Below are 13072 nucleotides of genomic sequence, written 5' to 3'. Positions count from 1 at the left end.
CCACGTCGTTCTCTCATCGTCCACACCCCCTAGTTTCTTCTGTTTTAAGGATGCGACAACTATTCTGACGCGGGGGGCCTGCGCGAGGGCTTCGCCTGCAGCCAATAAGGGGGCGACCACACTGGCACCGGTCAGGGTGCCCAGGCGCAGCATGTCTCGCCTAGTCACGCCGCAGCCGCCGTCGGTGCGGGCGCTCGAATGCAGGTGGGAGGAACGGATGTCGATATTCATGGTAAATTAACTTGAAGTTAGTTACGGCACACTGAAGCTAAGCGCGCGGGCCTTGCAGGGAGGACGACGCGCCCTGGTGCAGTCGGGTTCGTTCGGCATGTTGTTGTAGGCGCGGGTGACCTGCACCTAGACCTGCGTGTCGCAATGCTCTCAACTCATGGACGACCGGACATCAGCACAGGTTGCAGGCAAGGCCACACAGGGTGGTAAGGCTCTAGCTCAACTCCGGCCTCAGAAACCGGGCGGCCTGACTCCCAACTGGTAGGCGAGCCGAGCTAATGCCCAGCCGTCTCATTTGGATGCCCAGGCTCCCCCACCCCAAATAGAGGGTGTCTTCGCAGGTCGAGCGACGCAAGGCATCGCGCGCAAATATGATGTTGGGTGGGACGAAGGAAGCCGGCACCACGCGCACCCGAGACGCGCGCGGCGCTTAGGCAGTTCCGACAAGTACCTTCGCTGACGAATGAGTCAGCTCACAGGCCCAGCTCACTCAGGCTCGGATGATCGTCGGGACGACGGCCGAGTGGCCAATGGAACTTCCGATCCGATTCCTTAATGGGCATGTCGTTGATACAGGCGTAACGACGGCGCATGAGCCCGTCGGCTTCGAATTCCCAATTCTCGTTACCGTATGACCGGTACCAGTTCCCAGCATCGTCACGCCACTCGTAGGCATAACGAACGGCGATTCGATTGCCGTCGAATGCCCACAGCTCCTTGATGAGTCTGTAATCGAGCTCCTTGTTCCACTTCCGCTCGAGGAAAGCCTGGGCCTCGGCCCGGTTGTTGGCGAACTCGGCGCGGTTACGCCACTTCGTATCCAGGGTGTATGCCGTTGCGACCTTCGCTGCATCGCGCGAGTTCCAGCCGTCCTCAGCCAGACGGACCTTCTGAATGGCCGTTTCGCGTGTGAACGGGGGCAGTGGGGGACGAGTTTCCATGGTGAGATCTCCAATCGGTATGTAGAACAATCTGTCTACATGGGCTATGATAGCCACGGTAGGACGACTTGTCTACAATTCGAGTATGAAATCTGAAAAAATATCTCCAGCCCTGTCGCCGCCGCGCGAGCGCATCCTGGTCGCGGCCCACGCTCTCTTCTACAAGGAGGGCATACGGGCAACGGGTATCGACAAAATCATCGAACAGGCGCCGGTCAGTAAGCTCACCTTCTATCGTCAATACGCGAGCAAAGATGATTTGATTCGGGCCTACCTCGACTTCCGTCACGAGAAGTGGATCTCCTGGTTTCAAACAAGCCTGGCGCAGGCTAGAAGCGAAGGTTCGTTGCCGTTGGAGGCCCTCGTCGCAACGTTGAGGGATTGGTTCAGCAATCCCGACTTTAGGGGGTGCGCATTTCTGAATGCCGCTGCTGAGTTGGGATCGTCCGACGCGAATATTTTGGAAGTGGTCCGTCAACACAAGCAGGAAATGTCGTCTGTGTTGGACAAAGTCTTTGGTGGCGATGCCGTGTCTGCGGGGCGCTTGCTGTCTATGGTGGTAGACGGTGCCATCGTCCATGCCCAGATGGGCCAGCCGATCGACGAAGTGATGGAGAACTTCAAGGCGTCGGTTGAAGGGATCTTGCTTCGGTACTCTCGCTGACAGCCTCTTTGGAGCGCCACGAGTTTTGAGGAGACCGGGTGGTTTAAGTTGACACCTCATGTCGAGGTGTTGCTGCTGGCAAGTGGACCTCAAGCCCATTCAGGCAGACCACAGAGCACGAACATAATGGCTCGCGCTGACACAGCCTTGCCCGTTGGTGGCCCGACGGCCAGCACCGCGCAAGGGCCCCTGTTCAATTCGAGCCCATGTGGCCTGGCCGCCCAATCCTGGCCTCTACCGTTTGGAACAGGCACCTCTCTACGCGCCATGACTCGGACGAGAGCCTCCCTGCGTGAGAGAGGGCGTCATGACCACCAAGGCTGCACCGATCTGGGCAGCCGCCACGACGGCCAACAAACCACCGTAGCTCATGCCCCTGCCCCGACAGCAACACGCAAACCGCGTCTGCGGCCCGCGCTCACTCGTAAGCCGACTTGTGGGCCATGATGAAAGTCCAGGCTACGGCAATCCGTTGCGTCTCGCCGTACGCCATGGGGAATCCATCTAGGCTCGCCAGCCATCCTTCCGGCACCCGCCGAAGGGTGAGGCGGAGCGCCGCCACCAAAGGGTCGCTCCATTCGAGTACAAGCTTGTCATCGTTGATGCTCACCGCGACGCTCCTTCACTCAACAGGGTGGAGCCAACGAAGCCATCAAAAGGGCTTGTTGGGCAGAAACTTTCCATCAAGGGTGATCACGGCCCGTGACCCGCCCTCCGGATCTTCCACTTTGCTGATGTCCAGCTTGAAGTTGATGGCACTGATGATGCCGTCGCCGAACTGCTCATGGACCAGCGCCTTGAGCGTGGTTCCGTAGATCTGCACCATCTCGTAAAACCGATAGATGGTTGGGTCAGTCGGCACGCCGCCCGGAATGCTGCCCCGTAGCGGAATCGTCTGCAGCTCTTTCGCATCGGTCGCGTCAAGCCCAAGGCGGCCACAGACCAGCTCTGCAGCGTGCTTTGGCAAGGCATGTTGACCCAGAAGCGCCGCTGTGACGTACGCCACGCGCAGGCCTGTCCCCTCAGCGAGCTCGCCGAAGCTGACGTCTTTCATGGCCTTGGCGACCAGCACACGGCGGGTCAACTCGACGCGTGGGTCTTGGGTTACGTTGGAGTGGAGCATGACAATCGTCCTTTCAGTTAGGTGAGGAAGGTTCAAGCAGCTTTCAGCTGCGGACGGGCCACGTGGGCGACCGCGTCGGGGAAATCGGCAAGGCAGACAAAGGCGTCGCGCTTGCCATCGAGAGCCTTGATGGCCCCTGATTCAATGTCGTAGACCCAGCCATGCAGGCCAAGCCGTCCCTGCTCGAGTGCAAGTGCGACCGCAGGATGGGTACGTATGTTGGCCAGCTGCGCCACCACGTTGGCATACACCATTGAGTTGACCTTCTCATCTGGAGTAAGGTGGGCGCGGGACTCGTTGACCGCCTTGGCGGCGTCAGCGTGGCGGAGCCAGCCCGCGACGGCGGGAAGGTGGTCCAGGCAGGTGTGCCGTGCGACGGCCGTCATCGCTCCACAGTCGCTGTGACCGCAAACCACGATATCAGCGACGCCAAGGACCCCGACCGCGTACTCGACGCTCGCCGTAACGCCGCCAGGCTCCGAACTGTAAGATGGGACGATGTTGCCGGCGTTCCTGACCACAAACACGTCACCGGGCTGTTGCTGCGTCAGCAACTCTGGAACGACGCGGCTATCTGAGCAGGTAATGAAGAGCACACCGGGACGCTGACTTGTTGCCAGCGTCTTGAAGAGGTCCGACATATTGGGGAAGACGTCGGCCTGGAACTTCATCGCGCCTAAGATGAACGGTTTCATGTTGACCAGCACTTTGTTGCGAAGGCTCTATCCTCTGCCGTGTCCACCCGCCGGTCCAAGACCGCTTTCGAATGGGGCCGATAGGAAGCGCCTATACCATCACCTCCCTGTAAAGAGTGGAAAGGCACATGCATGCAACTTCGCCATATCCGCTACCTGATTGCAGTTGCGGAGCACGGAAACTTCACACGCGCCGCAGAGGCGCTTCATGTTTCCCAACCGACCCTGTCGCAGCAGATCATTCAACTGGAGGAGATGCTTGGCGTACCGCTTCTTGATCGCAGCGGCAGGACCGTCAAAGTCACGGATGTCGGCAGCGTGTACATCGAGCACGCGCGACGGGCGTTGCGTGAGTTGGCTTCGGCCCGCAGAGCGATCCATGATGTGCACGATCTCAAGCGTGGCGAGCTTCGGTTGGCGGCTACGCCCACTTTCTCAGCGTACCTGGTCGGCCCCTTGGTATCGGCTTTCCATGCCAAACACCCCGGGATCCTCATTCGGGTGGAGGAGATGTCTCTCGATACCATCGCGGCCGCAGTGGCGGCGGACGAGGTGGACTTGGGCATTGCGTTCGACGCTTCGCGCCCCGGCGACAATATTGAGTATGAGACGATTCTGGTTGAGCGACTGAGCGTCGTCGTCGGAAGAAATCACCCCTTTGCGGCCCTCGAAGGAGCCATCACGCCTCAGATGTTGTCAAACGAAAGGCTCGGGGTATTGAGCCCCAAATTCGTGACGCGCATACACGTTGACGAGTACCTGAGGTCTCAAAAGATATCGCCGCCCGTCGCCGTTGAGGCCAACACCATCAGCGCCCTGCTCGAGGTCGTCCGGCGTACCGACGTTGTAACAATACTTCCCGAGGCCATATGCGACCAGCACGAGGGCTTGCGCAATATTGCAATCGACCCGGCACCTGCCCCTCGAACCGCCGCACTCTTGCAGCGAAGGGATGCGTATCGGTCCTCGGCAGCCTTGGCGTTTGCGGTGCTATGCAGGGCATTGAGTTGAAGTGATCTCAGAAAGTGGCACCAACAGCACCCCAAGTCGGTGTCAGCGAGCGTCACTGCTATCGGAAAGCGCGACGTTTCGCCACTCTCGCGACGTCAGCCCACATTGGGCCTTGAACGCACGCGAGAGCGCGGCTTCGCTGCCGTAGCCAACATCAATTGCAATCGCCTTCATCTGGCGCCCCTGGCGCAATCCCTGCTGTGCCAGCCTGATGCGCCATGCCTGCAAATACGCTCCGGGCGTACAGCCGACGATCTTGCGGAAACTGTCAGCGAACGCGGTACGCGACATCACCGAGATGCCAGCCAGTGCATCCAACGTCCATTCGTACCCCGGACGCTCATGCATCGCCACCAGTGCTTTGCGAAGGCGGGGATGGGACAACCCAGCCATCAAGCCACCGTTGACCTGCCCTGTCTCCATCAGGTGTCGCAACACCTGGATCAACACGACCTCGAACAGCCTGTCAATCAGCACATGTCGACCGCAGTTATTTCCAAATGCCTCGTCGAACAAAAGTGTCAGAACTTGATTGGCACCTTCGATGTCGTCCAATGCGATGCAAATGACGTCAGGCAACGCAGTCGACACAGGATTTGAGTCCCCGCCGTCGAATTGGAGCTCTGCACAGACCAAGACCGCTCCGCACTGGGAATCGGTGACAAAGCGCCTCGACGTCGGACGGGGGTAAAGCAGCAGACTAGGAACACTGACCCGCTGTGGAGCCCGCCCGGGGTAGACGACCTCCAACTCCCCGCTCCTCACCAGATGTATCTGCCCCCCTCCCTGCGGGGCTGGGAAGTCAGTGATGCCACACATGGCACCCGAATGGAACATGCGCGTCCGCACCGGGAAATGGTTCAGCAACGAGCCTAGGCGGTCAGTGCACTCGCTCATCAGATTTGTACTCCTAATCAATTTATCAGCACTTTACGACACCTTTAATCCAACTCCAAGCCATAAAGTTACTCCTGCCGTTTGGCAACTCTCCACTTTCAAGCGGGTCACCTTCACTTTCAACCCTTCCACTCAAGGAATAGCGATATGAAATTCACACACAAACTCATTGCGGTGTCCACGATGGCATTGGCGTCCACTCTGTCCTTGGCCGCGGGAAGCCCCGGCGTCGAACACAGCACCCAGGCCTTCCTCGAAGCTCTGGAAAAAGGCGGTGGCCAGCCTTTGGAGACGCTGTCGCCTGCCGATGCGAGGCAGGTGCTTGTGGGCGCACAAAAGGGTGCCAAGCTGTCGGCTGCTGAGGTCAGCGAGAAGACGATCTCCGTGGACGGAAGGTCGGTTGTTCTGAACATCGTCCGCCCTGCCGGTGCCAAGGGCGTGCTGCCTGCGTTCGTCTTCGTGCACGGCGGAGGCTGGATCCTGGGCGACTTCCCGACGCACGAACGCTTTGTGCGCGATCTGGTCGCCGACTCCGGTGCTGTGGGGATCTTCGTGAACTACACCCCTTCTCCCGAGGCTCGCTATCCCGTGGCCATCAACGAAATCTACGCCGCCACCCAGTGGGTGGCCGACCATGGCGCGCAGATCAACGTGGATGGAAAACGGTTGGCCATTGTGGGCAACAGCGTGGGCGGCAACATGGCGACGGCTGTGGCCCTCATGGCGAAGGCCAAAGGGGCGCCTGCGCTGCGTTCACAGGTGCTGTTCTGGCCGGTCACGAATGCCAATTTCGAGGATGCGTCTTACGACGAATACGCCAACGGACACTTTCTGACCAAGGATATGATGAAGTGGTTTTGGGATGCTTACACGACCGACCCGAAGCAGCGTCAGGAAATCTACGCTTCGCCGCTGCAGGCATCGCCAGAGCAGCTGAAAGGCCTTCCCCCGACGCTGATCCAGACCGCCGAGAAAGATGTCCTGCGCGATGAAGGCGAGGCCTACGCCCGCAAATTGGACTTTGCCGGCGTCAATGTTGTCGCGACCCGCTACAACGGCATGATTCACGATTTCGGCTTGCTCAATGTGCTGGCCGACGTGCCAGCCACCCGTGCCGCCCTGCATCAAGCAAGCGAGGAGCTGAAGACGCGTCTTCGCTGAGCGAAGTGGCCCGCGCCCATACCTTGACGATGTTTGGTTTGGGCGCGGCTATGGGCGGTTAGTGAGGGAGGGTGACCAGCGACGACCCAAGTCAACCTGCAAGGGCGAGCTGACACCCAATTGCCAATCCCCTGCGACAGCAACCAGCCCTTCCCAACCCGTCGTAGCGGAAAACGCAACCTGATCAACGCACTAGATTGTCGGCATCTTACGTCGCCACACGCCGCGATTGCCGCGATTGCCGCGATCAAAAATGCGTCAAGACTCCCGACGGACTTTCTTTGTTGCAGTCAGCGTTTATTTCGGACAAATAGAGTCGGCTCCAGCATTCATGCCGGTTTGCAGGGTGGGCATTTGCAACAGTAAAGTTGTTGACTCGCATTCAACGGGGAGAGAAGACCTAGATATGCGGAGCTAGCCGCTGCTCCGTTTGGACTTTTTGCTATACAAAATAGAGCGCTAGCTTTGATCGCTCTTTTGCGAGACTTTCTTGAGGTTCGAGCAGGCCCTACATGCCGCCATGGGCTTCCCCTGGTTTCCCGGACACATCGAATGACATGATGTGAATCACCCCCGGGGCGATTCATCCCTTGAGTTCGGTGATGGCCGGCGTCCCGGCCTCTGCAATGACGTCGGTGAACACCTGTCGGCCGAACCCGCGCGTTTCAACCCGGCCGGAGGGCCCGTGGACTGAGGCCATCCAAGCGATGGATCGCATCACGGCAACCGGTGCAAGCCGTCTTCGGCGAATGCCAATTCGCGCGCATAGTGGGCCCGGATCGAGGCCGTGACCTGCTCCCGCTGGGCCTCCACGGCAGGCGACAAATGACTCAGCAGCAAATGGCCAACCCCGCTGGCCGCAGCCAGCTCACCAATGGCTTGCGGTGGCGTGTGCAGGGAGTAGAGCACCGGGGGCGAGCCCGGTGGGTCCAGCACCACGCAGTTGAACACCAGCAGGTCGGTCCCCTCTGCAATGCGCTGCAAGTTGGGCAGGCCTTCTGCGTCGATGTCACCCGAGAAGGTGATGCTCTTGCCACCATGGTCGATGCGGTAGATCACTGCGGGGGCATCGCGGTGATGGCCTGCAATGGCACGAATCAGCAGGCCATCCTTGTCATGCAGGGTCTGAATTGCCGGGCGGGGGCGCACCGTTGTCGGCAAATCCACCGTACGGGTGGTGAAGGGGGCGGAAAAATCGGGCAGATAGGCCAGTGCCCCATTGCGCCCGAAATTCAGCGCAATGAAACGACTGGTGGACGGGAAGCTCGCTTCAGCGCCCCGCCCGTGCCGGCCCGCCGGCCCAAAGAAGTTGAACACCAAGGGGCCCCGGCTGGACACGGCTCTGGCCTTGACGATGCCGGGCAGGCCCCCCACGTGGTCGGCATGCAGATGGGTCAGCAGCACGGTGTCCAGGCGCACCAAGGGCAAGTGTGTCTCACCCAGGCGTACAAACGCCCCCGGACCGGCATCCACCAGCACCCGGGCCACCCCGTCGACCAGTACCAGGTAGGACGACGCAGCCCGACCAGTGGCCCCTGGCCCGCCGGAGCCCAGCACCACCAGTTCCAGTGCAGGGGGCTCCGACCCGGGCGTGGCCACCACGGCCGGCGCGGTCTGGGCCCATGCTGGCAGGCTGGGCAAGGCCCCAGCGCCCAAAATCAGAGCGAAAAGGGGTTTCACCCAGGTTGGGATGGTGGGCGTGGGCGAGCACGACTGTGCAGGTCGCGCGCGACGGAGTGGGTACGGAAGCTTCATGGATTTCTTGTTCCTTTTCCAAACCAGGCGAAAAAGCGCCTCAGAAACGGGTGCTGAGTTGGGTCAGGGCATCGGGCAGAGCCTCCAGCCAGCCTGTTTCGAGCGGCTTGTCGGCACCTGACAGGATCAGGCCGGCCAACGCCAGCAAGACCAGGCCCAGCATCACCTTGCCGGCCTTGCCGGCATGCAGCAGGTGGCCCCGCCAGCGCAGTAGCGCCTGGCGCGAGACGCTGGCCAGGGCCAGCAGCGGCAGTGCGGCACCCAAACCGAACAGCCCCATGAGTGCTGCCACCTGCAGCAATTGCGTACCCTGGCTGGCCAACACCACGGCGGCCCCCAGTGTGGGCCCGACGCAGGGGCTCCAGACCAGACCCAGCACGCAACCCAACGCAAACTGCCCGCCCAGCCCTTGCCAGGTCAGCCGGGCCAGCAACGCATGCCCGACGCCGCTCAAACCTGCGGTGGCGCTGGCAAAGCGCTGTTGCAGCGAGGACGACACCAGCACCAGGCCCAGGGCGCCCAGCAGCACGGCGCCGCCCAGGCGCACCCAGTCCGTGTCGATGTCCAAGGCTGCGCCGGCCCAAGCCAGGCTCGTGCCCAACACCGCGTAAGACACCGTCAACCCGGCCGCCAGGGCCCAGGTGGCACGCCGGTGGGCCTGCAAAGCGCTGGCCAGGATGATGGGCAACAGTGGCAGCACGCAGGGCGACAAGGTCGACAGCAAGCCGGCCAGCAAGCCCGCTCCATAGGTGCCCCATCCGAAGTGCATGACCCGTCCTCAGGGAAGGGTCTTGTTGAGCAAGGCCTCAAGACCTTCAGGCGTGGTGTCCCCCGTGGACCGGCCTTGTTCCTGCTTCCCTTTGAAGGCGACCAGGGTGCTTTGCTGGCTGACCTTGAAGCGCCTGAGCGTGGCCTTTTCCGCATCGAAATCGACGGTCATCAGGGTCACCGCCTGATAGGCCGGCTGCTTCATCAAACGTTCAAGAATGGGTTTCTGGGCCTTGCAGGTCGGGCACCAGGTGGCGCTCACGTCCACCACCACCGGCTGACCTGCCTGGGTGAGTTTTTCGAAATCCTGCTGATTGAATGCGCGGATTTCGCCAGCCGAAGCGCAGGTGACGAACCCTGTCAGGAGCAGCGAGGCTGCAAATTGGAAGGACATCATTGGAAAGCTCCTAAAAAGTGCTTGAGAAGCAGGTACGCCTTGGGGCTGGTGGTGCCCCTTGAACATCTGTCGGAGAACCTGGCAACTTCTTACAGCTTTCTCAGATTGCCACTCCAGCAACTCAGGCCCCAAGCACACGACTTGGGCTGCCACCGCCGGCTCTAGGCCTTGCGTGGGGTCGAGTACCAAGATCCGATCGGTGTAAGAAATCGTTGAGCAAGTCGACCAACACGCAGACCGGGTTGAACCGTGAGAACGCAGCCCAGTCGTGCGGGCGCAACCGCCCCCGCCAAACGCAAGCTCCAACCAATCAACAACAGAAAGACGTTTCATGAGCCGCACACAACGCCCCACCGCTTCCATCCAAGCCCCTCGGGTCAATCGTTCGACACCCCGTTGGCGTCACACCACCCTGCTGGCCGTCAGTGCGATCGTGGCCACCTCGTGGCTGAGTGGCTGTGGCGGAGGCAGCGAGACGGGGATCTCCAATCAGTTCTATGTACAGACCAATGAAACCGTCAACAAGATTGTTCATTTCACGCGTCAAGCCGATGGCAGCCTGAAGGCTGCCGAGAGCACAGCCACTGGCGGAGCCGGCTCCAATGGCGTCAAACCTGGCACCGCCGCGGCCGCCCCCGACTCACTGGTCAGTCAGTACAGCGTGATCGTGAGCCCCGATCACACCCGTCTGTTCACAGTCAATGCGGGAGACAACTCGATTTCGGTGCTCGGCATCAACGCTCTCACGGGAGTCCCCACGCCCTTGAACACCACCAAGACCACGGGCACGTACCCCAACAGCCTGGCCTATGCCAATGGCGTTCTTTATGTGAGCTTTCTGGCGGGCAGCAATCAGGTCGGGGCCTACCGGGTCAACACCGATGGCAGCTTGACGCAGATCGCGCTCTACAACCCTGGGCAACAGACCGGACTGCAAAACATTTCGCCCACCCAACTGGTGGTGGATCCTTCGGGCAGCTACCTGGTGGTCAGTGCCGGGACCGGGGCCAACGCCGTGGTGTCTTATCCGATCAAGAGCGATGGCAGCCTGGGGGTGCCAAGCTCCAATGCTCTGAGCACCAGCAATGGGATCAACAGCTTCACGCCCTTTGCCGGCACCTTTGTCAAACAGACCTCGGGGCCCTCTGTGTACCTCAGCACCAGCATCGGTGACAAGGCTCTGTACAGCTTCAGCTTCAACAGTGCAGGGGCCCTTCAACCCGTGTCCAATGCCAGCTCGGGCCAGACCGCCCCGTGCTGGATCGTGCTCACGCCGTCACAGAAGTTCGCCTATGTGGGCAATGGGGCCGGCTCAATTTCGTCCTATGCCGTGGGCACGAACGGCCAGCTCAGCCTTCTCGCCGCGGACGCCATCGCCGGGGCCGACGAAGGCGTTGCTGGGGACACCTGGATGAGCCCGGATGGACAGTACCTCTATTCGACTGATCTCAAGAATTCGGCCGTGCTGGCCTACAGCGTCTCCACGGCCGGCGCACTGAGTTTGATTGGCAAGACGCCGGTCAGCACGACCACTGGCCTGAGTCTGCAAGGTGCAGCAGGCATTTGATACGAGTAGACCCGGTCATTGAGGCAAAACCTCAATGACCGGGTTGTTGAGGCAGATTCGAAAGTACGCATCGGACCATGCCCAGTGACGCATGCTTCATGCGGCCCTCGTTGATAGGGTCAATTGATGAGAGTTCGCCTCTTTCTTTGGGGGCCATGCATGCCAGAGCTGCAACTCTCAACTGTCGACCGGCAGTGATGGCTGATTCGCACGCGCAGAAAATACAGGCTCGGCATCGCGTCGAGCCGGCAGGTACGGCCGCTACATTACTGTGATGCGGCGCAAATTGCTGAACCTGAGCACAGGCGTCCTCGACGCAGTGGTGCACACCTAAAGAACAGCCATGGACAAGCTGGACGCTATACGAGTTTTTGTTGCAGTAGCGACTTCGGGCGGTTTCTCGGCCGCCAGTCGCCTTCTTGGCTTGCCCGTCGCCACCGTCATTCGCAAAGTCGCGGAACTTGAGGAAACTCTGGGGGTCAGGTTGTTTGATCGCTCCACGCGGCAAGTGACATTGACGGAAGGCGCGCTTTCGTATTTCGAAGACTGCCGCCGCTTGCTCGAAGATCTCCGAGAAGCAGAAGAGCATGTCATGGGCGAGCATCAGACGCCGAAAGGCGAGTTGTCGATCACTGCGCCCCTGGCTTTCGGCCGCCAGCATCTCCAACCAGTTGCGACCGAGTTCTTGCGCGAATTTCCCAATGTCACACTGAGGTTGTTGCTCGTCGACCGGGTCGTCAACATGCTCGAAGAGCACGTCGACCTTGCGCTGCGGATAAGCGTCCTTCCCGACAGTTCCTTTATCGCACGCCCATTGGGCGAGATCCGGATGGTCGTTTGCGGCTCGCCGGACTACCTGCAATGCCACGGCGTGCCGCAGCATCCCAACGACCTTGCCTCGCATCAATGCATTGCCTGGACAGCCTTGGGACCCTACAAGACCTGGTTGTTCAGGGTACATGGCCTTGAGGCCATGTTCCCAATCCGCGTGCGCTTGACCACAACACTTCCGGAGTCCGCTGTGGACGCGGCAGTGGCAGGACTTGGACTCACGCAAATCACCTCTTACCAGGCCGCCAACGCAGTGCAGTCCGGGGCGCTTGTACCGGTTTTGCGAGAGTTCGAGCCGGCCCCTACACCCGTGAACTTTATCTACCCAAGCCGTCGAGCTCCGCAAAAGCTGCTCAGCTTTCTCGACTTTGCAGTACCCCGACTGCAAGCGCGTCTCCAAGCGATTGGCCAGTTGCTCTGACATTTAGCCGATTGCACCTTCTCGGTACGTGAGAAGGTCATTCACGACCCAGCCGGCTTATCGGACAGGGCTTTGGAGGGAACCATAGCGCCATCGCAACTCGCGATGACGACCCAAGAGGCCCTCCATGAATCCCTTCTCCCGCAAGTTCGCTACCCAACTCCTCTGCCTCGCCGCCGTCGCACTAATCTGCGCGACGGATGCCTCGGCGCAAAGCAAACAGGCGTCCGTGAGCACCCCAGTCACCCAGTTGAAATTTGGCTCCACCGGCGTCTCCGACGGCGTACATGGCGAACTGATGGCCGGTCCCGCCTATGGCGATCTCACGAAAGGCCCGCACGGCACGTTCATCCGCATGCCTGCCGCTTTCGTCAGTGACGTTCATGTCCACACCGGCGACTACTGGGGTGTCGTGATCTCTGGTGTGGCCGCAAACGGGCTGCCAGGCACTACAGACGTCCCGCTGCCTGTCGGCTCTTACTGGTTCCAAAAGGGGGGTGAAAAGCACGTCACCAAGTGCCTGGCTCCGCATGAGTGCTTGTTCTTCATCAGCCAGTCCGCACCGTTCAACTATGTCCTGGACCAAGCCAAGAAGTAAGTCAGCAAGTCA

14 protein-coding genes and 1 pseudogene are annotated in these 13072 nt (G+C 60.5%); 6 read left to right on the top strand and 9 right to left on the bottom strand.

Going from position 1 to position 13072, the window contains the following annotated elements; all coding sequences use genetic code 11:
* Both AC07PT_RS23410 and AC07PT_RS23405 read right to left on the bottom strand, forming a co-directional pair.
* Nucleotides 1–231: pseudogene (locus AC07PT_RS23410) on the bottom strand (hypothetical protein); the annotation flags it as partial.
* A 473-nt stretch (nt 232–704) separates the two neighbouring features.
* Nucleotides 705–1172 carry a nuclear transport factor 2 family protein gene (locus AC07PT_RS23405; RefSeq protein ID WP_492348923.1) on the bottom strand — a complete coding sequence of 156 codons (468 nt, stop codon included), beginning with the start codon at nt 1170–1172 and terminating at the stop codon, nt 705–707.
* Between the two features lie 85 nt (nt 1173–1257).
* On the opposite strand from AC07PT_RS23405, the gene AC07PT_RS23400 reads away from it, so the two are divergent.
* Complete coding sequence (locus AC07PT_RS23400; RefSeq protein WP_492348924.1) at nt 1258–1836, top strand: TetR/AcrR family transcriptional regulator; 579 nt, start codon at nt 1258–1260, stop codon at nt 1834–1836.
* 418 nt (nt 1837–2254) lie between these two features.
* On the opposite strand, the gene AC07PT_RS23395 is transcribed toward AC07PT_RS23400, so the two are convergent.
* From AC07PT_RS23395 to AC07PT_RS23385, 3 genes are read right to left on the bottom strand one after another with little or no spacing between them, the layout of a single operon-like run.
* Complete coding sequence (locus AC07PT_RS23395) at nt 2255–2446, bottom strand: hypothetical protein (RefSeq protein WP_492348925.1); 192 nt, start codon at nt 2444–2446, stop codon at nt 2255–2257.
* A 42-nt stretch (nt 2447–2488) separates the two neighbouring features.
* Nucleotides 2489–2959, bottom strand: coding sequence for a cyanase (gene cynS / locus AC07PT_RS23390; RefSeq protein WP_492348926.1), 471 nt, complete (start codon nt 2957–2959; stop codon nt 2489–2491).
* Between the two features lie 32 nt (nt 2960–2991).
* A complete protein-coding gene (locus AC07PT_RS23385; RefSeq protein ID WP_492348927.1) occupies nt 2992–3654 on the bottom strand; it encodes a carbonic anhydrase in 663 nt (220 codons plus the stop codon).
* Nucleotides 3655–3786: 132 nt separating this feature from the next.
* Between AC07PT_RS23385 and cynR the strand changes: the two genes are divergently transcribed.
* Nucleotides 3787–4665, top strand: a complete 879-nt coding sequence (cynR, locus tag AC07PT_RS23380) for a transcriptional regulator CynR (protein WP_492348928.1) — start codon at nt 3787–3789, stop codon at nt 4663–4665.
* A gap of 42 nt (nt 4666–4707) precedes the next feature.
* Here cynR and AC07PT_RS23375 read toward each other — a convergent pair whose 3' ends face one another.
* Nucleotides 4708–5562, bottom strand: coding sequence for a cupin domain-containing protein (locus AC07PT_RS23375; protein ID WP_492348929.1), 855 nt, complete (start codon nt 5560–5562; stop codon nt 4708–4710).
* 147 nt (nt 5563–5709) lie between these two features.
* Here AC07PT_RS23375 and AC07PT_RS23370 point away from each other — a divergent pair, with 147 nt between their 5' ends.
* Nucleotides 5710–6723 (top strand): alpha/beta hydrolase, encoded by a 1014-nt coding sequence (locus AC07PT_RS23370; protein ID WP_492348930.1) that lies wholly within the window; start codon nt 5710–5712, stop codon nt 6721–6723.
* A 717-nt stretch (nt 6724–7440) separates the two neighbouring features.
* Here the strand turns inward: AC07PT_RS23370 and AC07PT_RS23365 are convergent.
* The 3 genes from AC07PT_RS23365 to AC07PT_RS23355 form a co-directional block, all read right to left on the bottom strand.
* Nucleotides 7441–8364 carry an MBL fold metallo-hydrolase gene (locus AC07PT_RS23365; RefSeq protein WP_492348931.1) on the bottom strand — a complete coding sequence of 308 codons (924 nt, stop codon included), beginning with the start codon at nt 8362–8364 and terminating at the stop codon, nt 7441–7443.
* 154 nt (nt 8365–8518) lie between these two features.
* The gene (locus AC07PT_RS23360; RefSeq protein WP_494658284.1) at nt 8519–9247 is read right to left on the bottom strand and encodes a cytochrome c biogenesis CcdA family protein; all 729 of its coding nucleotides are present in this window, start codon (nt 9245–9247) and stop codon (nt 8519–8521) included.
* A 9-nt stretch (nt 9248–9256) separates the two neighbouring features.
* On the bottom strand, nt 9257–9709 hold the full coding sequence (locus AC07PT_RS23355) for a thioredoxin family protein (protein WP_492348933.1): 453 nt from the start codon (nt 9707–9709) through the stop codon (nt 9257–9259).
* Nucleotides 9710–9974: 265 nt separating this feature from the next.
* Between AC07PT_RS23355 and AC07PT_RS23350 the strand changes: the two genes are divergently transcribed.
* From AC07PT_RS23350 to AC07PT_RS23340, 3 genes are all read left to right on the top strand, one after another.
* A complete protein-coding gene (locus tag AC07PT_RS23350) occupies nt 9975–11210 on the top strand; it encodes a lactonase family protein (protein WP_492348934.1) in 1236 nt (411 codons plus the stop codon).
* Between the two features lie 343 nt (nt 11211–11553).
* Nucleotides 11554–12462 (top strand): LysR family transcriptional regulator, encoded by a 909-nt coding sequence (locus AC07PT_RS23345; RefSeq protein ID WP_494658283.1) that lies wholly within the window; start codon nt 11554–11556, stop codon nt 12460–12462.
* Nucleotides 12463–12589: 127 nt separating this feature from the next.
* Nucleotides 12590–13060 (top strand): DUF4437 domain-containing protein, encoded by a 471-nt coding sequence (locus AC07PT_RS23340; protein ID WP_494658282.1) that lies wholly within the window; start codon nt 12590–12592, stop codon nt 13058–13060.
* The last annotated feature ends 12 nt before the right edge of the window (nt 13061–13072 follow it).

The organism is Curvibacter sp. GW821-FHT09D12, assembly GCF_059416245.1.
Note: the sequence above shows the minus strand (reverse complement) of the source record. Positions and strands in the feature narration are given on the sequence as shown.